The following is a 21871-nucleotide window of genomic DNA, read 5'->3' on the forward strand; positions in this document are numbered from 1 at the left end:
CATTCTGGTCCGCCGGATCCGCCGGTAACCGCCATTTTCCGGGCGGTTCGTGGTCAGCCGGCCATCGGGGAGCGCTCTTTCGCATAGGGGGCGCTCATCGAACGCCGCGCGCTGGGTGTGGACGGCATCCGCCGGGCGCGCGCCGATCCGCGCGCGACAGCGCTGAGCAGGGCGGAGCGGTTGCCCGCAGCGGTGCGGCGCGACTCGGGCGGGACGCGTTCCCGAAGCCGCTGGACTAGCCCTTCGGCACGCTGCTAGACCGTTTGGAGCCCTCATCCACCACCGCCCCCACGCTGCCGTCGCCATTCCCGCCCGAACGACGCCGACCTTGGACGGACCGTATGACCGTGACCTTCTCCGCCGGGCCGACCGGACTGGGCACTCGCTCCACGCGGGTCCAGACCCGGGCCGGCGAACAGCCCGTCCGCCCCATCCCGGGCATCTACTACCACCAGGTGGCCGAGCCCGAGCCCGCCCTGGTGGCCGAGGTGGACCGCCGGGTCAAGGAGTGGGCGGTGCACGAGGTCGACCTCTACCCGCCGGAGTGGGAGGACGAGTTCGACGCCTTCGGCACCGGCCGCTCGGTCTGCCTGGGCTACCCGGCCGCTGCCGGCCTGGAGCACCTGGACGCGGCGGCCAAGCTGCTGGTGGCCGAGAACGCGGTGGACGACTGCTACTGCGAGGACCACGGCGGCTCGCCGCACGGCCTGGGCTCGCGACTGCTGATGGCCCACTCGGCGCTGGAGCGGCCGTACTCGGTGGCGCCCTACGAGCAGCAGTGGCAGGACAGGCTGCAGAGCGAACCGCCCTGCCGTGCCTACCAGTCCGCGATGGAGGCCTTCGACCGGCTGACCGCCGACCAGATCCGCAACCGGGAGATCCACGACCTGGCCCGGCTGCACCTGGGCTACCTGGCCGAGGCCGCCTGGTCGATCGACGGCGCGGTCCCGACCGTGGCCGAGTACCTGATGATCCGTCAGTACAACAGCTTCCGGCCCTGCCTGACCATCGTGGACGCGGTCGGCGGCTACGTGCTGCCGGCCGACCTGCACGACCACCCGCAGCTGCAGCGGGTCTTCGCGCTGGCCGCGCTGGCCACCACCCTGGTCAACGACCTCTACTCGTACACCAAGGAGCTGCGCTCGCCGCGCCCGCACGTCAACCTGCCGGTGGCGATCCGCCACCACGAGGGACTGTCGGTGGAGGCCGCCTACTTCAAGGCGATCGAGATCCACAACGACGTGATGCACCGCTTCGAGGCGGAGGCCGCCGCCGCGGCGGCCGAGCTGCCCGGCCCGCTCACCGCCCGCTTCCTGCGGGACGTGGCGGCCTGGGTGGACGGCAACCACTGGTGGCACGCCACCAACACCAAGCGGTACACGCTGCCGGACTTCCTGCCCAGCGAGTGAGGCGATTCTGACGGCCCGCCGGATCTCCCTCGGCGGGCCGTCAGCTCCGGGCCGCCCGCGCGTTCAGCGCCAGCACCCCGGTCACCAGCAGCACCAGGCCGATGTCGATCGCGGCCACCACCGCCATCGCGGTCGCGTGCTGTTGGCCGCCGACCACCACCCCGGCCGCGGGGACGGGGCCGGCGATCCCGAAGAAGACCGCGCCGACGATCGACACCCCCGCCGAACTGCCGAACTGCTGAGCGGTGTTGAGCACACCCGCGCCGATCCCGGCCTGCTCCCGGCGCACCCCCACCATGGCGGCCCCGATCAGCTGCGGCAGCACGGCGCCGTTGCCCGTGCCGATCAGCATCACCGCGAGCACCAGCCCGGCGGTCGGCGTGTCGATCCCGAAGGCGGTCAGCTGCACCATCAGCAGCGCCAGCCCCAGCACGGTCAGCAGCCCGCCCGCCACCACCACCCGCAGGCCGTGCCGCCGCACCAGCCGGGCGGCGCTCAGCGCACCGGCCGAGAACATCACCGCGCTGCAGGCCACGATCAGCCCGGCATGCAGCGGCGGGTAGCCCCGGCCCACCTGGAGGAACTGGGTGAAGGCGAAGAGGAACCCGGCGAAGTAGGCCAGGAAGGCGGCCCCGGCGACCAGCCCGGCGGCGAAGCCGCGGGCCCGGAAGAGCGACAGGTCCAGCACCGGGCTGCCGCCGCGCGCCCGCTGCGCCTGCTGCCAGCGCAGGGTGGCCGCGCCGACCGGCAGCGCCGCCGCCAGGCAGGCCCAGGACCAGGCCGGCCAGCCCTCGGTGTTGCCCACCGAGAGCGGCACCAGCACCAGCCCGACCGTGCAGGCGATGCCCAGCGCGCCGACCGGGTCCAGGCCTTGGCGCCGGGACGGCCGGTTGGGCGGCAGCAGCCGGACCGCGAAGGCCAGCGCCGCGGCCGCCACCAGCAGGTTGACCAGGAAGATCGCCCGCCAACCCAGTCCGAGCACACCGGTGTTGATGAGCAGCGCGCCCAGCAGGTTGGCGGTCACCGAGCCGAGCCCGCCGACCACGCCGAACCAGGCCAGCGCCCTGGGCCGTTCGGCGGGCGGGAAGGTGGCGGTGATGGTGGCCAGCACCTGCGGCACCATCAGCGCCCCGGTCAGCCCCTGCAGCATCCGGGCCGCCACCAACTGCCAGGCGTTCTGGGCCAGTCCGCAGAAGAGCGAGGCAAGGGCGAAGGCCGTCATGCCGACCAGGTAGAGCCGCCGGTGCCCGTAGAGGTCGCCGAGCCGGCCGCCGGTGATCAGCCCGGAGGCGTAGGCGAACGCGTAGCCGGCCACCACCAGTTCCACCAGCACCGGCCCGGCGTGCAGGTCCCGGGCGATCGACGGGGCCGCCACGTTGACCACGAAGAAGTCGAACTGGGCCATGAACATCGCCACCAGCAGCACGGCCAGCACGGCCCCGCTGTGGCGCACCGGGCCGTCCACGGGCCTCGGCGCCGCCGGCGGCGCGGGGTCGGCCGCCTGGGTGTCGCTCATCTGCCCGCCGTTCTCCCCGTGGGCGCATCCGGCCGGCGGGCCGCCCAGTCTCCGCTGCGATGTCGCGGAGGCTAGTGATCCGCGCCGCCGTCCGTCCAGCGGACGCGCCCGAAGGGGTGACAGCACGTCAACCCGGCTACTCCGGGCTCGAACCGCCCTTATATAATCTGCTTGATCGTCATCAATACATTGATATGGTGCCCTGGACAGCCACCGTTCTCCGGCGAGGAGCCCGCACCATGTCCGTGATCCCCGACAGCCACCGCGACCTGCTGGAGCGCCCGCTCTTCGGCCACCTCGGCACCGTGAAGGCGGACGGCACCCCGCAGGTCACGCCGGTCTGGTTCGTCTGGGACGGCGAGTTCCTGAGCTTCACCACCTCGACCCAGCGCGCCAAGTACAAGCACATGGCCGCCAACCCGCACATCGCGCTCTCGGTCAACGACCCCGAGCAGCCCTACCGCTACCTGGAGGTGCGCGGCACCGTCGAGCGCTTCGACCCGGACCCGGAGGGCGACTTCTTCTTCACCCTGGCCGAGCGCTACGCCCTCGACATCGCGCGCGACGGCCTGGGCGATGCGCCCTACCGGGTCCGCGTGGTCGTCCGGCCGACGCACACCACGCAGCAGTAGCCGGGCTCGCTCAGGGCAGCAGCAGCACCCGCCCCAGGTTCGTCCGGGCGTCCAGGATCCGGTGCGCCTCGACGGCCTCCGCGAGCGGGACGCGGGCGTGCACGGCGGTGCGCAGCCGGCCGGCGGTGAAGTGGGCGGTCGCCCGCTCGACGTCCTCGCGGGCGAGGTCGGGGCGGGCGGTGCGCCAGGCGAGCAGGGAGTAGCCGGCGACCTGCCTGAGGCCGAACAGCTTGGCCACCGGGACGGCGGTCAGCTCCCCGGTGGCGGCGCCGTAGACGACGGCACGGCCGAGCGGGGCCAGCAGGTCCAGGCTGCGCTCCAGCACCTCGCCGCCGACCGAGTCGAGCACCAGGTCCACCCCGCCGGGCGCCGCCGCCCGGACCCGCTCGGGCCAGTCGGGCGCGGCGTAGTCCACGGCGGCGTCGGCACCCAGCTCACGGACGAAGTCCAGCTTGGCCGCCGACCCGGCGGTGGCGATCACCGTGCCCGCGCCCTGCAGCTTCGCCAACTGCACGGCCAGATGGCCGATCCCGCCTGCCGCGGCGTGCACCAGCACCGTCTCCCCCGCCGCGATCCGGCCGAGCCGCAGCGCGCCCAGCGCCACCGGCGCGCCCATCGGCAGCATGCTGGCCGCGCCGATCTCCAGCCCGTCGGGCACCGGGGCCAGCCAGGCGGCGTCCGCGAGCACGTACTCGGCGAACGCGTCCTCGGCCAGTGCGGCGACCCGCCGGCCCGTCAGCCCGTCCGGCGTGTCCGGCCCGACGGCCGCCACCTCGCCCACCACATCGCCGGTGAGCACGGCCGGCAACTCGCGCCGGAAGAGCGGGCCACTGGCCGGCCCCCGGCGGAACCTGGTGTCCACGAAGTTGGCGCCGACCGCCTCGGTGCGGATCAGCACCTGCCCCGGCCCCGGTTCCGGGACCTCGGCCTCCTCCACTGTCAGCACCTCGGGGCCGCCGTACCGGTGGTAGCGGACTCGTCGCATGGGTATCCCCTCTCCCGACCAACTGGACCAGCGGTCAGTTTCGCACCGCATCGCGACCGTACTGGACCGCCGGTCCAGTTGTCCACGAGGACGGGTACAGTCGTCGCCAGCACCCCGAGAGGAACGAGCCCCCATGCCGGAGCCCAGACCCGAACGCGCCGACGCGGCCCGCAACCGGCGCGCCATCCTGCGCGCCACCGAGCAGCTGCTGGCCGCCCACCGGCCCGAGCAGGTCTCGATGGAGCAGGTCGCGGCGGCGGCGGGCGTCGGCAAGGGCACCGTCTTCCACCGCTTCGGCAGCCGGATGGGCCTGATGCTGGCGCTGATGCAGGAGCGGGCGCTGGACCTCGGCGAGGCGGTCCGCAGCGGCCCGCCGCCGCTGGGCCCCGGCGCGCCGGCCCGGGAGCGGATGCTCGCCTTCCTGGACGCGGTGGTGGCCGTGGTCGCCCGCAACAAGAGCCTGCTGGCCGCCCTCGGCCACGCCGCCTCCACCACCCCGCGCCCCGCCGACGCCCCGCCGCGCGGCGAGCACCCGGTGTACGAGGCCTGGCACGCCCACCTCGGCGCCCTGATCGCCGAACAGCGCCCGGCGGCGGACGCCGAACTGCTCGCCCACGTGCTGCTCGGCGCCCTGCACAGCGATCCGGTCCTGCACCTGCTGGAAGCCGGCCAGGCGCAGCGACTCGCCGACGCGCTGCGGGAGTTGGCGGAAGGGCTGGTCAGCGGGGGTGTCCAACCGGGCCCCGGTGCGCGAACGGCGGCCGCTGGCTAGCATTCCCCTCAGTGATCTCAGGCATGGGGCCTGACCGGGTTTGGGGGTTGGCATGGTCGCGGGTCGTGTGGTGCGGTTCGACGGAGCGCGGGGTTACGGGTTCATCACCCCGGAGGACGGCGGCGAGGACGTCTTCCTGCACGTGAACGACATGGAGATCCCGGAGGCGTACCTGCGCCCGGGCCTCGCGGTGGAGTTCGAGATCGAGGACGGCGACCGCGGCCCCAAGGCCTCCGCCGTCCGCCTCGCCGAGGGCCCGGACGGCAAGCCGCTCACCCCGCCCCGCCCGGCCACCGCCTCCGCCACCGCCCGTGGCACCGACGCGGACGACGGCATGTGCGACGTGCTCACCGCCGAGGACTACCTCCGCGAGGTCACCGAGGCCGTCCTCGCGACAGCCCCCGAGCTGACCGGCGCGCAGATCGTCAGGATCCGCGAGAGCCTGCTCCCGTTCGCCAAGAAGCACAGCTGGGTGATCGGCTGACGGCCGCCGCGGGGGCGGTCCGCCACCCCCGCGGCGACTTCTTACGAACTCCGAACGACTCCCCCACCGCGTCCGTTTCCTCCCGTTCCGGGCGGTGGACGCGGTTTAACGTTGCTCTCGTCCCGCCCCCGCAGGGGCTGCTGACGTGTCATCAACTTCATTGCCACATCGGGGAGTCACCATGTCCAACCGAATCGCCCGGGCCGCCGCGCTGGCCGGCGCCGCGCTGACCGCCGTCGCGCTCTGCACCGTCCCGGCGAGCGCCACCGCCGCCCACCGCGTCTGGGACCCGGTCTTCGTGCAGACCGACGCGCTCGACGGCAACACCGTGGTCGCCTACGACCGCGCCCTCCACCAGCTCGGCAGCTACCCGACCGGCGGCAACGGCGGCCGGCTCGCCGGCTCGGCCGTGGACCACCTCGCCTCCCAGGGCTCGCTCGCCTACGACCGCGCGCACGGCCTGCTCTACGCCGTCAACGCGGGCAGTGACACCATCACCGTCTTCGCCGTGCACGGCGACCGCCTGGAGCGCCGCCAGGTGCTGCCCTCCGGCGGCGCCTTCCCGGTCGGCCTCGCCGTCCACGGCGACCTGGTCTACGTGCTGAACGCCCTGGACGGCGGCTCGGTGCAGGGCTTCCGCCTCGACGACCGCCGGCTGCACCCGCTCCCGCAGAGCCACCGCGGCCTGGGCCTGGACCCCGCCGCCACCCCGCAGTTCACCCACACCCCCGGCCAGGTCGCCTTCACCCCCGACGGCTCCGGCCTGGTGGTCACCACCAAGGCCGGCGGCAACAGCATCGACGTCTTCCCCCTGGACCACCACGGCATGCCCGCCGCCCAGCCCGTGGTCAACACCGAGCCGGGCACCGTCCCGTTCGGCTTCACCTTCGACCCCCAGGGCCGCCTGGTGGTCACCGAGGTCGGCCCGGAGGCGGTCGCCGTCTACACCCTCGACCACGCGGGCCGCGCCACCCTGGTCACCCAGTCCCCCACCGGCCAGGCCGCCACCTGCTGGATCGCCGCCGCGGGCGGCCACTACTACGTCTCCAACGCGGGCAGCGCCACCGTCTCCACCTTCGGCGCCGACCCCCTCACCCCGCTCGCCACCACCCCCACCGACCCCGGCACCGTCGACGCCGCCACCACCCCCGACGCCCACTGGCTCTACGTCCAGACCGGCGCCACCGGCACCGTCGACGCCTTCCGCATCGCCCCCGACGGCATGCTCACCCGCACGGGCTCGGTGACGGTCCCGGACGCGACGGGGGGCGAGGGGATCGTGGCGCTCTGACGGGGTGCCAAAGCGTGTCCCCACCGCCCGCCGGCGGTGGGGACACTTACCTCCAGGTAACCGCTGACCTGCATGTTCGTACTTGTCGACCCCCATCGCCCGGCCCGAAGCTGGTGCCCGGCAACAGCGAGCGAGGGGATGGGCGATGACCGAATACGCGGGCAGGAAGGCCGTCATCACCGGCGGCACGGCGGGGATCGGGCTGGCGGTGGCCGAGGCCGTGGTGGCGGGCGGCGGGGAGGTCGTGGTCACCGGGCGGCGGGCGGCGGATCGGGCGCGGTTCGGGGACCGTGGCCTGGTGGTGCGGTCGGACAGCGCGGACCTGGGGCAGATCGAGGAGTTGGCGGCGGTGGTCGAGCAGCGGCTGGGGCGGGTCGACCTGCTCTTCGTCAATGCCGGGTTCGCGCAGCCGGGGCCGTTCGGGCGGGTGACCGAGGAACTGTTCGACGCGACCTTCGGGGTGAACGCCAAGGGGGCGTTCTTCACCGCGCAGCGGCTGGCGCCGCTGGTGGTGGACGGCGGGGCGATCGTCTTCACCACCTCGGTGGCGAACGGCGCGGGCAATCCCGGGATGACGCCCTACGCGGGGGCGAAGGCGGCGGTGCGGGCGTTCACCAAGGGGATCGCGGCGGAGCTGCTGCCGCGGGGGATCCGGGTGAACGCGGTCAGTCCGGGGTTCATCGAGACGCCGAGCGGCGGGATCACCGATGCCGATCCCGAGCTGCTGCGGCGGTTCGCGCAGGCCGGGGACGCGATCACGCCGATGCGGCGGCACGGGTCGGTGGCGGAGGTGGCGCGGGCGGTGCTCTTCCTGGCGTTCGGGGCGACCTTCACCACCGGGGCGGAGTTCAACGTCGACGGCGGGCTGGGGCTCCGGCTCACTCGCCCGTAGCCGGGTCGAGGCTGGGGTCATCGTTCGCTGAAGCGAACGAGTCGGCCAGGTGCAGCCGGTCGCCGGCCCGGGTGTGCAGCAGCAGGACGGAGCGGACGGGGCCGTCCAGGGCGGTGTAGGAGTGCGGGGTGGCGGCGTCGAAGCCGACGTAGTCGCCGGGGCCGAGCTCGACCTCGCGGCCCTCGATCCGCACGCCGAGGCGGCCGCTCTGCACCACCGTGTGCTCGGTACCGAGGTGGCCCAGGGAGTGCTGGGTGGCGCCGGCCCGGACCTGTTGGTCGTAGAGCTCGAAGACCGCGTCGCCGGTCTCGATCCGGCGCAGCGGTCGCAGTTCGACGCCTTCGCCGCGCAGCACTTCGACCTCGGTGGCGCGCACCACGGTCGGGCCGGCGGCCGGGCCGTCCTCCAGCAGGTCGGAGATCGGCACGGCGAGCACCCGGGCCAGCCCGAAGACCGTCTCGATGGTCGGGTTGCCGGTGCCCGACTCCAGTTCGGAGAGGGTGGCCTTGCCGATCCGGGAGCGCCGGGCCAGCTCGGAGAGCGAGAGGCCGCGCTGGGTGCGGACCCGCTTCAGGTTGGCGGCCAGCACGGCGCGCACGGATCCCTCGGTGACGGTCACTCTTCCCCTTTTCCTCCGCCAGTGTTCGGGATACCGTACGGATCGAGTCAGTGGGACGCGAACATTATGCCGCTCGCTCCCCGCAGGAATTCGATTCAGGAGACGGTAGTGACCGAGCGGATTGCCCAGGGCGGACTGCCCGAGGACGACGCCAGCGAGCGCCGGCAGCGGAAGAACGGACTGCTCAAGAACGTGAGCGACGCCCTCGTCGAGAACATGAAGCACGGCTGGGCCGACATCGAGCGCAGCGACCTGGAGCCGATCGCACAGGCACCGCACACCGCGCGCCGCCGGGCCGAGCTGTCGGCGCGGTTCCCGGGCGAGCTGCTGGTGGTCCCGGCCGGCAACCCGGTGGTGCGGGCGAACGACACCGACTACCCGTTCCGGCCCTCCTCCGACTACGTCTACCTGACGGGCGACCAGTCGCAGGACGCGGTGCTGGTGCTGGAGCCCGCCGAGGACGGCGGCCACGAGTCCGTCGCCTACCTGCTGCCCCGCTCGGACCGGGAGAGCGGCGAGTTCTGGCAGGACTACCACGGGGAGCTGTGGGACGGCCGGCGCAACAGCCTGACCGAGAACGAGCGGCTGCTCGGCCTGCCGTGCCGCGACGTCCGCACGCTGCCGGAGCGGCTGGCCGCGGCCACCGGGCCGATCCGGGTGCTGCGCGGCTACGACACCGGCATCGAGGCGGCGCTGCGCGACAAGGTGACCGCCGAGCGGGACCGCGAGTTCCGCGTCGTCCTCTCCGAGCTGCGCCTGGTCAAGGACGAGTTCGAGATAGCCGACCTGCGCTTCGCCTGCGAGGCGACGGCCCGCGGCTTCGAGGACGTGGTCCGGGTGCTGGGCACCGACGAGCCGACCCCGGAGCGCCGGATCGAGGGCACCTTCTTCGTCCGGGCCCGCACCGAGGGCAACAACGTCGGCTACTCCTCGATCTGCGCGGGCGGCGAGCACGCCACCACACTGCACTGGGTGCGCAACGACGGCGAGGCCCGTCCGGGCGAACTGCTGCTGCTGGACGCGGGCGTGGAGACCAACAACCTCTACACCGCGGACATCACCCGCACCCTCCCGGTGGACGGCCGGTTCACCCCGCTGCAGCGCAAGGTCTACGAGGCCGTGTACGCGGCCCAGGAGGCGGGCATCGCGGCGGTGAAGCCGGGTGCCGCGTTCCGCGACTTCCACGACGCCGCCCAGCGCACCATGGCCGAACACCTGGTCTCCTGGGGCCTGTTCGGCGACCGCACGGCGGAGGAGGTGTTCTCGCTCGGCCTGCAGCGGCGGTTCACCCTGGCCGGCACCGGGCACATGCTCGGCCTGGACGTGCACGACTGCGCCAAGGCCCGCACCGAGCTGTACGTGGAGGGCACGCTGGCGGCCGGCATGGTGCTGACGGTGGAGCCGGGCATGTACTTCCAGATCAACGACACCACCGTGCCGGAGGAGTACCGCGGCATCGGTGTCCGGATCGAGGACGACATCCTGGTCACGGCCGACGGCAATGTGAACCTCTCGGCCGGCCTGCCGCGTTCGGCTGACGAGGTCGAGGCCTGGATGGCCGGGCTGCGCGGCTGAGGACGCGAAGGGCGCCGCCGGGGATCACCCCGGCGGCGCCCTTTCCACTGCCCGGCACCACCCGTTCAGGGCCGCGGGCGGCGGGAGTTCAGCGCAGCGACGCCATCCAGGCCTCGACCTCGTCAGCCTGGCGCGGCAGGCCCGCGGAGAGGCAGACCGGACCGTCGGCGGTGATCAGGAAGTCGTCCTCGATCCGCATGCCGATGCCGCGCAGCTCCTCGGGGACGGTCAGGTCGTCGGGCTGGAAGTAGAGCCCGGGCTCGACGGTGAGCACGTGGCCCGGCTGGAGCTCGCCCTCCATGTACGTCTCGCTCCGGGCGGCGCCGCAGTCGTGGCAGTCCAGGCCGAGCATGTGGCCGGAGCCGCAGACGGTGTAGCGGCCGAAGAGCGCGGGCTCGTGCGGGAGCGTGTCGCCGCCGGGGCGCAGGCCCCAGCTCTCCAGGCCCTCGGCGATCACCCGGGTCGCGGCGTCGTGGAAGTCGCCGTAGCGGGCGCCGGGCTTGAGCGCGGAGATGCCGGCCGACTGGGCGGCGTACACCAGGTCGTAGACCTTGCGCTGGGCGTCGGTGAAGCGACCGCTGATCGGCAGCACCCGGGTGACGTCGCCGGTGTAGAAGGTGTCGGCCTCGACGCCGGCGTCCAGCAGCAGGATGTCGCCGTCGCGGATCGGGCCGTCGTTGCGCATCCAGTGCAGCACGCAGGAGTGCGCGCCGGCCGCCGCGATGGTCTCGAAGCCCAGGCCGTAACCGTCCAGCCGGGCGCGCCGGTTGAAGGTGCCCTCGATCCAGCGCTCGCCGCGGGCCAGGCCGCCGGCGTGCCGCAGCTCGCGGGTCACGTCACGGAAGCCGGCCACCGTGGAGTCGACGGCGGCGCGCAGCTGGGCGATCTCCCACTCGTCCTTGATCAGCCGCAGCTCGGAGAGGAAGGTGCGCAGTTCGGCCTCGGCCTCGGCGGCCGGCGGGATCAGCGAGTCGACCAGCGGGTCCTCGCCGCGCAGCACCCGGGTCGGCACCCGGCCGGCCAGCGCCCGCTCCAGCTCGTCCCGGGGGGCGGCCCGGAGGCCGAAGGCGTCTGCGGTCTCGGCCAGGGTGCGGCGCCGGCCGATCCAGAACTCGCCGTGCTGGCGGCCGCGGTAGAACTCGGTGCTGTTCGGGCCGGCGTCCCGCGGCGAGCGCGGGCGGGTGAACAGGGTGATGTCGTGGCCGGTGCCGGTGGGCTCGAGGACCAGCACGCTGTCCGGCACGGCGGAGGTGCCGGTCTCGGCGGTGAGGTGGATGAAGGCGGAGTGCGGGCGGAACAGGTACTCGAAGTCGTTGCTCCGGGTCTTCAGCCCGCCGGAGGGTATGACGATCCGCTCACCGGGGAACCGGGCGGAGAGTGCCGCGCGCCGCTTGGCCGCGTAGGCGGAGCCGGGCAGCGGCTCCAGCTTCCGGGTGGTGTCGGCCCAGCCCTGCTGGAAGCACTCGGTCAGGGCGGCTGGCACCGCTCGATCGTGGCTTCCGACTCCGCCTGCCGCATCCTGCCGTCCCACAGCGTGCCTCCGATCGGCGTTGATCCTGGAGGGGCGACGATACCATTTCACATGTGACGTTCCCATCCTTGGCGCCACCCCGGTTCCCAGAGCTCCGGCCGTCCGCAGCAGCCCGTCGAGGATCGCTTGTCGGTGGTCCCGCCGGGCTCGCACGCAGTCCCCGCGACCGGTCGTACAGCCGGCCCTCGGGCCGGGTGGTCCGCTCCTTCGGGGCCTCCCCGCAGCTCCCCTCGAGACCCGCCGCCCACCCGTCGTGCGTCTACGGCTGAGCCGGTACGCTGGCCCGTCGTTGTCGCGTCCTTGACGCGGAGTGCATGGGGGAAGGAAGCGGGGAGCTTGGCCACCGTCGGTGCTGGTTCGGAGGTGTCCGTGTCGTTCGACGACGGCACGTGGGTGCGGCTGCTGGCGGAGGTGGCGCAGAGCGGGCGGCGGCTGCGGCGCGAGGAGTTGGAGGCGCTGCGCGAGTACGGCGACCGGGCCGCCGAGGAGGGCCGGGGGCTGGCCGAGCTGGTCGACGAGCGGCTGGCCGCCACCGGGCAGGTGTGGACCGGGCAGCCGGTGGACGCGGCCTCGATGGCGGCGCTGCGGGCCGGCGTCGCGGCGCTGGCCGCCGGGCACGGCCGGGCCTACCGGGAGCGCCTGCGCCGGGAGGAGGCCGGGCGGCGGCAGTTCGTCGCCGATCTGCTGAGCAGCCGCAGCGACCTGGGCCGACTGGCCGAGCACGCCGAGCGGTTCGGCCTCAACCTGGCCTGCGCGCACGTGGTCGCGGTGGCCGGGGGCGACGGCTACGACCTGGAGGACCCGCTGGTGCGCGGCCTGGAGCGGCAGTTGCTCAGCCGGTTCGGCGAGCAGGAGGTGCTGCTGGCGGTCAAGCACGGGCGGCTGGTCTGCATCGTGCCGTCCGGGCCGGGCGAGGACACCGCCGTCAAGGCCTTCGCCGAACTGACGCCCGGACGCCGGGTGGTGGTCGGGCGGCCGCACAGCGGGCCCGGCGGGGTGGTGCACTCCTACGAGGAGGCGCGCGCCGCGCTGGAGCAGGCCGACCAGCTGGGCCTGCCGGGCATGCTGCTGCACGCCGCCGACCTGCTGGTGCTGCCGGTGCTGCTGCGCGACCGCGAGGCGCTGGAGCAGCTGGTGCGCAGCGTGCTGGAGCCGCTGCGCAAGGCCCGCGGCGGGGCCGGCCCGCTGGTGGAGACGCTGATCGCCTATGCCGACTCGCGCTACGTCACCGCCGAGGCGGCCCGCCGGCTGGGGCTGAGCGTGCGGGCACTGGCCTACCGGATCGCCCACATCGTGCGGTTGACCGGGCTGGACCCGGACGACGCGCTGCAGCGCTACACGCTGGAGACGGCCGTGCTCGGCGCCCGGCTGATCGGCTGGCCGGACCACTCCGCCAATGAATAGCCAAGGAATAGCCAAGGAATAGGCCCGCCGGCTCAACCTGCCGAGTCGTAGGCCTTGCAGAGCACCCGCCAGCGCGCCTCCTGCTCGGCGGTGGCCCGGCCGCGCAGCCGGGCCAGTGCCAGCAGGTTGGCCTCGGCGGCGCTGCCCAGGGTGCGGGCCTCGGCCAGGTAGTGCTCGTCGAGCAGTGCCTCCACCTCGGCCTCGCTCTGCACCGGGTCGAGCCGGGCGGCCAGTTGGCCCATGGTGCGGTAGGAGCCCTGGAGCAGGAACGGCGGCTCGGTGCGGGCGGACTCCTGCTGGGCGGCCGAGGCGATGTAGGCGTCGTTGACGGCGAGCACGGTGCGCTGGACCCGGCGCAGCCGGGTCAGGGTGGCCAGCACCCGGTCCAGCTCCGGCACCGGGTGGGCGAGTTGGTCGGCCTGGGCGGCCGGGTCACCGTCCGCCAGCGCGATCAGCAGCCGCAGGTCCGCCGGATCGCTGCCGGCCAGCTGGGCCAGCACCGGGTTGGCGGCCAGCGCGTTCTCCAGGAAGGAGAGCGCGAACAGCTGCCGGTGGCCGGTCAGCACCTCGCCCAGGTTCCAGACGTCGGCCCGGTTGGCGAGCATGTCCGGGATCTCGAACCGCTCCCCGTTCGCGGTGTACGGGTTGCCGGCCAGGCAGACGGCGAACCGGCGCCCGCGCAGGTCGAAGCTGCGGGCCTGCCCGTCGCTGACCGCCTCCACCCGGCGCTGGGTGTCGCAGAGCGGGATGAACTTCTGCAGCAGCTCGGCGCTGACGTGCTGGATGTCGTCCACGTGCAGCAGCACGTTGCTGCCCGCTTCCAGGGCGAAGACGATCTTCTCCACCTCGCGCCGAGCGGCGGCGTCGGACGCGCGGTCCGGGTCGAGCGAGGTGGTGGCCGTGCCGAGCGCCGGGCCGTCCACCCGGACCATCAGCAGGCCCAGCCGGTCGGCCACGTACTCCAGCAGCGTGGTCTTGCCGTAGCCGGGCGGCGAGAGGAGCAGCAGCAGGCCGCTGCGGTCGGGTCCGGCGGTGTTCTCCAGGGTGCCGAGCTGCTTGGCCAGGTTGTCGCCGACCAGCGGGAGGTAGACCCGGTCGATCAGCTGGTTGCGGACGAAGCCGGCCAGCGGGCGCGGGCGGTAGTCGTCCAGCCGCAGCCGGCCGCGCTCGGCGGCCAGCGCCTCGGCCCGGCGCTGCTGGAAGGCGCGGAAGGCCGGGGCCCGCCGCTCCCGGAAGTCCTGCGCCCGGTGCGGCAGTTCGTCGATCCGCACGGTCAGCCGGCCGTCCTGCAGCCGGGGGTGGGCGCCGAGCAGGCCGGTGACGGTCTCGGCGACCGGGGCGTCGATGCCGTAGCGCGCCAGCTCCGGTGCGCACAGCTGCGCGACGGCCTCCGGCAGGCCCTCGGCCGCCCGGCCCGCGTAGCCGGTGAGCCAGGCGGTGGCGAGCTGGTGGCGGGCGGGCAGGTCGGCGGCCAACTCCCGCAGGTCGGCGGCCAGCTCGGGCGCCGCCGCGCTCTGCCGGAAGCCGTCGAGCAGCGTGCGGGCGGCGGCGGAGGCCGCGAAGCCCTCGCGCGGGTCGGCGAGTTCGGCACACAGGTAGCCGCCCGCCCGGGCTGCCCCGGGCAGTCCGCTGCGGTCGGCGAACTCCTGGACGGCGGCGGAGAGTTCCTCGGCGAGCTCGGCCAGGGCGGCGGCCGGGCCGGCGGTGCCGAAGTGGCCGCGGGCCCGGGCGAGCGAGCGGGCCCGGCGCTGCCAGCCGGCGCGCTGCGGCCCGGTGCAGCCGTGCGCCCAGAACAGCTGCGCGGCGGCCCGGGGTTCGGCGGGGTGCTCGAGCAGGCCGGCGCCGGCCCGCAGCCGCAGCAGCGCCTCGAGGATCAGCGCGGCGTCGTGGTCGTGGACGCCGCGCTCGTAGCCCTCGTCGTAGGCCCGCTCGGCGGCCCGCCGGACCTGCTCCAGCGGCGGCTCCCCGCTCGCCTCCGCCAGCAGGCCGGCGGCCAGGTACTCGGCCCGGTAGAGCGCGGGCGACTCGCTGACCAGCGGCTGGGTCCAGAACTCCCGTCCGGCCGCCAGCTGCGGCAGCACGGCGGGCCGCCGGTAGCCGGTGCCGGTGACCAGGAAGTCCAGCCTGTCACCCGCCGGCTGCAGGGTCAGCTCCACCGGCTCGCGGCGCACGGCGAACCGGTGCCGGCCGAGCCGCACGCTCGCCCCGCCGTCCGCGGAGAGGTCGGCCCGGTCCCGCAGCTCGCGCAGCGCGGCCCGCACCGCGCCGGTCAGCGCGTCCGCCAACTCCTGCGCGCGCACCTGGTCGTCGAGCCCGCGCAGCTCCTCGGCGGCGGCCCGCACCCGCACCGCCATCGGGTCGGCGGCCGCGGCGGCGTGGATCTCGGCGGCGCCGCCCAGCCCGGCGAGCCGGCGGCGCAGCGCGGCGAGGGCGCGCTGCGCGGAGGCGGCGATCCGGTCGGCCCGGGCGGCGGCCTCGTCGACCAGGGTCTGCCGGCGCACCGCGAAGGCCTGCCGGATCTCCTCCCGGCGCACCGCCAGATCGGCGGCCAGGTCCTCGGCCTCGGCGAACCGCGCTTCCAGCGCGTCCACCCGCAGCAGCAGCCGGGCCAGTTGGTCGTCGCAGGCGGCGGGGCTGTCGGCGGCGGTGAGCGCGGCGGTGCCGGCCTGGGCGAGCAGGGCGGACTCGGCGGCGTGCGCGGCCCGGTGCTCGGCGTCCAGCAGCGCCCGCCGCCGGTTCGCCAGCACGGCACGGGCCCGGTTGACGGCGGCCAGCACCTCACCGATGGCCAGCAGCACGGCGGTTCCGGCGGCGGGGTCGGCGGCGACGGCGCCGGTGACCAGGTCGGTGACGGTGGCCAGCGCCTCGGACTGCTCGGTGAGCCGGCCGTCGAGTTCGGCGGCCTCGGCGGCGCTGGCGGTGGACTCGGCCTGCTCGGCGGCGGCCCGGGCGGCCGCCAGCGGCGCGGCGAAGGCCTCGGGGCCGGCGAAGTAGGCGAAGGCGCGCTCGGTGGCGGCGGTCAGCTCCCCGGCCAGCTCGGCCTCGACCCGGTCGAGCCCGGCCTGGTCGACCTGCGGCAGCTCGCGCAGCGTGCGGGTGCGGCCCTGGGCCTGGCGCAGCGCGGCGAGCAGCGCCGTCCAGCCGTCGGCGTCGGTGGGCGGCTCGCCGTGCGAGCGGCGCAGCAGGGCGGCGGCCTCCTCCTCGGCCTGCGCCAGCGCCTCGGCGGCGCGGGCGGCCAGCGCCCGGACCCGGTCCTCCTCCACGGCCAGCTGTTCGGCGGCCTCGCGCAATTCGGCCAGCGGCTGGAGCAGCCCGGTGTCGCCGAGCCAGTAGTGCCGGTCGGCGGCCTTGGCGCAGGCCGCCAGCACCAGCTGGGCGTCGGCGGCCGGCTCCTGCTGCCCGGCGGTGCGCACCACGTCCAGGCAGTCGGCGATCCCGCGCACCAGGTCGGCGTTGCCGATCCGGGCCAGCGGGCCGTCGCCGAGCGGCTGTTCGGCGGCGTGCTCGGCGGACTGGAACGGGGTCTGCCAGAGCTGGAGTTCATGGGTGCGCACCGGTTCGCGGTCCGGCTTGAGCAGCACCAGGGTGCCGTCCGGCAGCAGGGTGTGCGCGGCGCCGTGCAGCGCGGCGCCGGCCTCCCGGCGCACGGTGTTCCAGGGCAGCAGCAGAACCTGCGCCCGGCCGGGGCGGCGCAGCACGTAGAGCAGGTCCTCGCCGTTGGGCGCGGGCAGCACGGCGTCGAACCGCAGCCCGCCCTCGGTCCGGAACTCGCGGTGGGTGCCGTCGGCGAGTTCGTAGCCGCCGGGGAAGATCAGGCCCTGCTCGGCGGGCAGCAGCCGGGCGCCGAAGGCCAGCGAGTCCTGCCGGCGCACCGTGCCGGTGCGGGTGTTGACCACCAGGTAGCGCTCGGCGGGCTCGTTGTAGGGGCGGATCCGCAGCAGCAGCAGCGGCCCGCTCCCGGCATGCGCCACGGTGGCGTCGGCCAGGCTCTGCAGCGGATCGTCCACCGGCTCCTCGAAGAGCAGCCGGTCGCCGGGGACGGCCCGCACGGTGAGGCTGCCGCCGGTGGTGGCGACGGTGACCGCGCCCTGGCCGCCCTCGATCCGCAGCCGCCCGTGGTCGTGCTGCTCGCGTCCGGCGGTGGTCCAGGGCAGCTCGTAGACCGGCGGCTGCGGCAGGTCGCGCTCGCCGCGGTTGCCCAGGTACTCGATCCGCTCGCCGGTCGACTGCCAGCTGAGCACCCGCTGGTCGCCGTCGTTCTCGCCGGTGCGGAAGACCGCCAGCAGCCGGCCGGCGGGGGTGCGCAGCAGCTCCGCGAGCCGGGCGTCGCGGTAGTAGCGGAGCAGTTCGGCCAGGTCGCGGTGGAACCGCTCGTCGTCCAGCAGGCCGGGCACGGCGCTGTCGGGCAGCGCCGTGCCGTCCGGGGCGTGCAGCGAGAGCAGGCCCGCGCCGAGGTCCGGTGCGGTGGTGCCGAGCAGCAGCACCCCGGGGCCCAGCGCGACCACGCCGCAGACCGTGCCCTCACCCGCCGTCCGCGGCCGGGCGGAGGCGGTGAGCTCCAGCGCGCGGGCGCCGAACTCCTCCTGCCGGCGGGCGTTCAGCTCCGCCGCCCGCCGCCCCAGCTCCGCCGCGCGCTCGGCCAGCCGCGCCCGCAGGATCCGGTAGGTGCCGCCGCCCTCGCCGCTCATCGCTTCTTCCCGCATTCCCTTTGAGCTTCTCTCAGTTCCGGTTCGGCACCGGGTCCACCGACAGCGCGCCGTCGCCGTTGCCGTTCCCGCCCAGCAGCCTGGTCAGCAGCGCCAGGTTCCAGGGTCCGCCGGCGGCCAGCGCCCGCAGCACCTCGGTGGCGTCCTCGCTGAAGCTCTTCTCGCCGTTCAGCCAGTCCGCGCCCAGCGCCTTGACGGTGTCCGAGCCCTGCACCACCCCGTCGATCGACTTGCCGAAGGAGAGCGCTCCGACCAGCTTCTCCAGGAAGACGCTGTCGCCACCCACGATGTCGATGTCCGCGCTCTCCAACCCGGCAGCCAGCACCGCGGCCTGGGCCTCGGCCACCTTGGCCTGCACCTCCAGCGCGGCCAGCCGGACCTCCTTGTCGGCCGCCAACCGGAGCCTGAACTCCTCGTGCGAGCGGGAGACTTCGTCCAGTGCGGCCATCGCCGCCGCCTTCTTCTCCAGACCGGCCGCCTCGCCGAGCAGCTTCTCCCGGATGCCGGCCGCCTCGGCGTTGGCCTTGCTCTCGGTCACCGCGGCCTCGGCCAGGCCGACCTTCTCGATCGCCTCCGCCTTCTCCTTGAGACCGGCCGCCTCGCCCTCCAACCGGGCCCGCACACCGGCCGCTTCGGCGATCGCCTGGCGCTCCGCCACCTCGGCCTTGGCCAGGCCGGCCGCCCCGGCCAGCGCCCGCTCGCCCTCGGCCCGGCGCAGGTTGGCGGCCGCCTCCAGCTCGGCGCTCTTCTGCGCGGCCTCGGCCAGCACCAGCTGCTCCTTGGCCCGCAGGTGCGCGGCCTGTTCGGCCGCCTCGGCCGCCTTGATGTCCTTGACCAGCTGCTCCTGGGCCTCCGCCTCGGCGGCGATGATCACCGACTGCCGGGTGCGCTCGGCCTCCTGGACCACCCGGACCCGCTTGATCTCCTCCTCCTGCTCGGCGACCGTGCGCTCCACCGCGATCCGCTCGCGGACCACCTCGGCCACCCCGCGGCGCTCGGCCTCGACCTCCTTCTCCATCCCGGCCCGGGCCAGCTGCACCTCGCGGTCGCGGTTGACCACCTCCAACTGGCGGTCCTTCTCGATCCGTTCGGTCTCCACCGCGAGCACCCGCTCGCGGTTCTTCTCGGCCACGGCGATCTCGCGCTGCTGGTTCTCCCGCTGCACGCCCAGCAGTTCCTCGGTGCGCAGCAGCGCGCCGTGCGCCTTCAGCCGCTCCTCCTCCTGCACCTGGGCGGTGGCCGCCTCCTCCTGGGCCTTCAGCGTCTCGATGCCCTTGCGCTGGCGGATCTCGGCCTCGGCCTTGCGGCGCTCGAGCTCCAGCACCGCCTCGCGGGCGTCCACGTCCTGCCGGGTGATCTCCATCTGCTCGTTGCGCTGGAAGTCGTTGGTGCGGATGTGCTCCAGCGCGGTCAGCTCGGTGATCTTGCGGATGCCCTGCGCGTCCAGGATGTTGGTCGGGTCCAGCTGGGTGAGCGGCGTCTGCTCCAGGTGGTCGATCGCCGCGTCCTCCAGGTGGTAGCCGTTCAGGTCGGTGCCGATGGCCGCGATGATCCGGTCCCGGAACTCCTCGCGGTGGGTGTAGAGGTCGGCGAAGTCCAGCTGCTTGCCCACGGTGCGCAGCGCCTCGGCGAACTTGGCGCTGAACAGGCTCTGCAGGGTCTCCTGGTGGCTGGCCCGCTCGGTGCCGATCGCCTGGGCGACCTTGACCACGTCCTCCTCGGTCTTGTTGACCCGGACGAAGAAGGTGATCTGGATGTCCGCGCGGATGTTGTCCTTGCAGATCATGCCCTCCCGGCCGGTGCGGCCGATCTCGATCGCCTTGACCGAGATGTCCATGACCTCGGAGCGGTGCAGCATCGGCAGCACCAGCGCGCCGGTGAAGGTCACCGTGACGCCCTTGGGCCGGGAGACGATCAGCGCCTCGCCCTGCACCACCTTGCGGAACAGCCGGCCGAAGAGCAGCAGCGTGCCCAGGCCGATGAGCAGGAGGACGGCGACGAGCACGCCGATACCGATGGTGACGACAGACATGACTGTTCCCTTGGACAGATGGTGAGAGGGTCCGTTGACTTGACCGGTCGTCAGGTCGACTGTGCCGGTGCGGGCATGACCCAGAAGAACTCGCCCTCGGCGTCGTACTCGTAGATCAGCGCGGCGGAGCCGGACTTCAGCGCCGCGCCGGCCGCGCCGGCGTCCTCGGCGCTCTGCCGCACCTGGACCACGGCGGCCGAGCCGTCGGCGGCGCGGACCTCGGCCTGCCCGAAGTCCGGCCCGACCCGGCCGGTGCGGATCACGCAGCCCAGCCCCACGAAGTCCCGGCGCGAGGGCGGCGGCACCGGCTCCGGCAGCAGCCGCCGCAGCGGCACCACCAGCAGGCGGGCCCCCACCCACCCGCCGGCCAGCGCTCCCGCCGGCAGCAGACCCCAGTCGGCACCCCCGTGACCGACTCGGGTCCGCAGCACCAGCGCCGTGAACCAGGCGAAGGCCACCACGAGCGAGACCGCCACGGTGATCGGCACCCCGCCCAGTCCCAGCCCCCGCTGGAACCCGCCGTGCCCGTGACGCCCTCCTCCCCCGTGCCCGTGGTGCCCACCACCGTGCCCCCCGCGTGCGCCGTGCAGATGCGCTCCCCCGACCAGCACCAGCACCCAGTACCCCACCACCACGACCAGCGCGAAGGTGAAGACCGCGGTCGGATACCCGGTGACCGCCCCCAGAAAGCCACGCACGGTGCTCGCCTGCCTCTGCACGTCCCCCAGCGGCCACACTCCGTGAGCCGCAGGCGTCAGAGTGGCAGCGCGGCCCTTGCCCGCGCACTGCACGAACCCGGCAGTCTTAGCGCCCCCTTGACGTCCTGGATCAGCTCACAATGATCACGGGGCGCCCTTCAGTGCCCGACCGCCGCCTTCGCCACCACGATCAGCAGCCCCAGCACCAGGTTGACCGCGCCCTCCACCGCGATCTGGCGCGGCCCCGCGCCGGCCCGGCGGGCCCCGAGGGTGGCCCAGAGGACCTGCTGGGCCACCGCCACGCCCAGCGCCAGCCAGGCGGTTTCCGCGTCGCCGAGCCAGGGGCTGACCAGCACCGCCAGCGCGGGCAGCGCGGCGGCCTCGACGATCGACCACTCGTGCCGCCCCACCTCGCGCGCCGCCCGCCAGGTCACCGTCCGACCGGCCTCCCGCTCCCCGGTGAGCCGGGCGTAGACGTGCGCCAGCCAGAAGACGACGCCGGTGACCAGCAGCAGCACGACCAGCGACAGCCGGGGGTGCGCGCCGTGCACGCCCGAGGCGGCGACCACCGAGGCTGCGAGCAGCGAGCCGTAGACCGCGCCGGCGTAGTCGGTGCGCGGCGCGACGGCGGACGGGTGGCTGCCGGACTGCTGACCGGGCGCGGCCATGGCGTGACCTCCTGCGACGACGGCGGGGGACTGCGATGCCCCGATCCTCGCCGCTCCCCGGGGCGCCGCCGGGTGCGCCGCCCGCCCGTTGGCGGCGCCTCACCCATGCGGACTACCGTCGAACGCGTGCGCCCCTCGTCGAGTGCGTGCGCCCCTCCAGCCACCACGGGCGGTGACCGATGCCACGGAACCCCGCGCTGCCGGGCGGCGACCCGGTGCTCCTCACCCGGCTGCGCCCGCCGCTGCCGCTGGCCGCCTTCCTGCGCCGCCCCCGCCTGGTCCGCCGGCTCGACGCGGCCGTCCGCTCGCCGGTCACCCTGGTCAACGGCCCGGCCGGCGCGGGCAAGACCCTGCTGGTCGCCGACTGGCTCGGCTGCGGCCGGCTCCCCGGCCCGGCCGGCTGGCTCACCCTGGAGCCGGAGGACAACCAGCCCGGCAACTTCTGGGCCTACCTGCGCGAGGCACTGCGGCAGAGCACCGGCGAGCTGCCCGCCGAACTCGCCGCCCCGGCCCGGGCCGGCCACGTCGAACCGTCGCTGCTGGTCCGGCTGGCCGCCTGGCTCACCCGCCGGCCCGAGCCGGTGCTGCTGGTGCTGGACGAGTTCGAGCACATCGACGACCCCGTGCTGACCGGCCAGTTGCACGAGCTGGTCCGGC

At 74.5% G+C, this 21871-nt stretch carries 16 protein-coding genes and 1 pseudogene; 9 read left to right on the plus strand and 8 right to left on the minus strand.

Going from position 1 to position 21871, the window contains the following annotated elements:
- Window positions 1–347: 347 nt before the first annotated feature.
- Window positions 348–1409, plus strand: a complete 1062-nt coding sequence (locus tag ACFYNO_RS22385; RefSeq protein ID WP_388015050.1) for a 2-methylisoborneol synthase — start codon at window positions 348–350, stop codon at window positions 1407–1409.
- Between the two features lie 40 nt (window positions 1410–1449).
- Here the strand turns inward: ACFYNO_RS22385 and ACFYNO_RS22390 are convergent, their stop codons facing one another.
- Complete coding sequence (locus tag ACFYNO_RS22390; protein ID WP_388015053.1) at window positions 1450–2925, minus strand: MFS transporter; 1476 nt, start codon at window positions 2923–2925, stop codon at window positions 1450–1452.
- Window positions 2926–3164: 239 nt separating this feature from the next.
- Here ACFYNO_RS22390 and ACFYNO_RS22395 point away from each other — a divergent pair, with 239 nt between their 5' ends.
- Complete coding sequence (locus tag ACFYNO_RS22395; protein WP_388015056.1) at window positions 3165–3557, plus strand: PPOX class F420-dependent oxidoreductase; 393 nt, start codon at window positions 3165–3167, stop codon at window positions 3555–3557.
- Between the two features lie 10 nt (window positions 3558–3567).
- Here ACFYNO_RS22395 and ACFYNO_RS22400 read toward each other — a convergent pair whose 3' ends face one another.
- Window positions 3568–4542: a zinc-binding alcohol dehydrogenase family protein gene (locus tag ACFYNO_RS22400; protein WP_388015059.1), complete on the minus strand. Its 975-nt coding sequence runs from the start codon at window positions 4540–4542 to the stop codon at window positions 3568–3570.
- Between the two features lie 133 nt (window positions 4543–4675).
- Here ACFYNO_RS22400 and ACFYNO_RS22405 point away from each other — a divergent pair, with 133 nt between their 5' ends.
- The 4 genes from ACFYNO_RS22405 (at window position 4676) to ACFYNO_RS22420 (ending at window position 7981) form a co-directional block, all read left to right on the plus strand.
- Entirely contained in the window at window positions 4676–5314 is a 639-nt protein-coding gene (locus ACFYNO_RS22405; protein ID WP_388015062.1) for a TetR/AcrR family transcriptional regulator, read from the plus strand.
- A gap of 52 nt (window positions 5315–5366) precedes the next feature.
- A complete protein-coding gene (locus ACFYNO_RS22410; protein ID WP_388015065.1) occupies window positions 5367–5798 on the plus strand; it encodes a cold-shock protein in 432 nt (143 codons plus the stop codon).
- A 181-nt stretch (window positions 5799–5979) separates the two neighbouring features.
- Complete coding sequence (locus ACFYNO_RS22415) at window positions 5980–7089, plus strand: lactonase family protein (RefSeq protein WP_388015068.1); 1110 nt, start codon at window positions 5980–5982, stop codon at window positions 7087–7089.
- A 145-nt stretch (window positions 7090–7234) separates the two neighbouring features.
- Window positions 7235–7981, plus strand: a complete 747-nt coding sequence (locus ACFYNO_RS22420; protein WP_388015071.1) for an SDR family NAD(P)-dependent oxidoreductase — start codon at window positions 7235–7237, stop codon at window positions 7979–7981.
- Here the strand turns inward: ACFYNO_RS22420 and ACFYNO_RS22425 are convergent.
- Window positions 7968–8600, minus strand: coding sequence for a helix-turn-helix domain-containing protein (locus ACFYNO_RS22425; protein ID WP_388015074.1), 633 nt, complete (start codon window positions 8598–8600; stop codon window positions 7968–7970). The genes ACFYNO_RS22420 and ACFYNO_RS22425 overlap by 14 nt on opposite strands.
- A gap of 216 nt (window positions 8601–8816) precedes the next feature.
- Here ACFYNO_RS22425 and ACFYNO_RS22430 point away from each other — a divergent pair, with 216 nt between their 5' ends.
- Complete coding sequence (locus ACFYNO_RS22430) at window positions 8817–10175, plus strand: aminopeptidase P family protein (protein ID WP_388015436.1); 1359 nt, start codon at window positions 8817–8819, stop codon at window positions 10173–10175.
- 88 nt (window positions 10176–10263) lie between these two features.
- Here the strand turns inward: ACFYNO_RS22430 and ACFYNO_RS22435 are convergent, their stop codons facing one another.
- Window positions 10264–11658, minus strand: coding sequence for an aminopeptidase P family protein (locus ACFYNO_RS22435; protein WP_388015077.1), 1395 nt, complete (start codon window positions 11656–11658; stop codon window positions 10264–10266).
- A gap of 417 nt (window positions 11659–12075) precedes the next feature.
- Here ACFYNO_RS22435 and ACFYNO_RS22440 point away from each other — a divergent pair, with 417 nt between their 5' ends.
- Window positions 12076–13110 (plus strand): PucR family transcriptional regulator, encoded by a 1035-nt coding sequence (locus tag ACFYNO_RS22440; protein ID WP_388015080.1) that lies wholly within the window; start codon window positions 12076–12078, stop codon window positions 13108–13110.
- A gap of 32 nt (window positions 13111–13142) precedes the next feature.
- Here ACFYNO_RS22440 and ACFYNO_RS22445 read toward each other — a convergent pair whose 3' ends face one another.
- The 4 genes from ACFYNO_RS22445 to ACFYNO_RS22460 all read right to left on the minus strand — a co-directional run bounded on the left by ACFYNO_RS22445 (window position 13143) and on the right by ACFYNO_RS22460 (window position 21214).
- The gene (locus tag ACFYNO_RS22445; protein ID WP_388015083.1) at window positions 13143–17813 is read right to left on the minus strand and encodes a DNA repair ATPase; all 4671 of its coding nucleotides are present in this window, start codon (window positions 17811–17813) and stop codon (window positions 13143–13145) included.
- 16 nt (window positions 17814–17829) lie between these two features.
- A complete protein-coding gene (locus ACFYNO_RS22450; RefSeq protein ID WP_388015086.1) occupies window positions 17830–19848 on the minus strand; it encodes an SPFH domain-containing protein in 2019 nt (672 codons plus the stop codon).
- 50 nt (window positions 19849–19898) lie between these two features.
- Window positions 19899–20546: a hypothetical protein gene (locus ACFYNO_RS22455; protein WP_388015089.1), complete on the minus strand. Its 648-nt coding sequence runs from the start codon at window positions 20544–20546 to the stop codon at window positions 19899–19901.
- Window positions 20547–20704: 158 nt separating this feature from the next.
- The gene (locus ACFYNO_RS22460; RefSeq protein ID WP_388015092.1) at window positions 20705–21214 is read right to left on the minus strand and encodes a hypothetical protein; all 510 of its coding nucleotides are present in this window, start codon (window positions 21212–21214) and stop codon (window positions 20705–20707) included.
- Between the two features lie 179 nt (window positions 21215–21393).
- Here ACFYNO_RS22460 and ACFYNO_RS22465 point away from each other — a divergent pair.
- Window positions 21394–21834: pseudogene (locus ACFYNO_RS22465) on the plus strand (AAA family ATPase); the annotation flags it as partial.
- Window positions 21835–21871: the final 37 nt, after the last annotated feature.

Source organism: Kitasatospora sp. NPDC006697, from assembly GCF_042869935.1.
Classification (GTDB): domain Bacteria; phylum Actinomycetota; class Actinomycetes; order Streptomycetales; family Streptomycetaceae; genus Kitasatospora.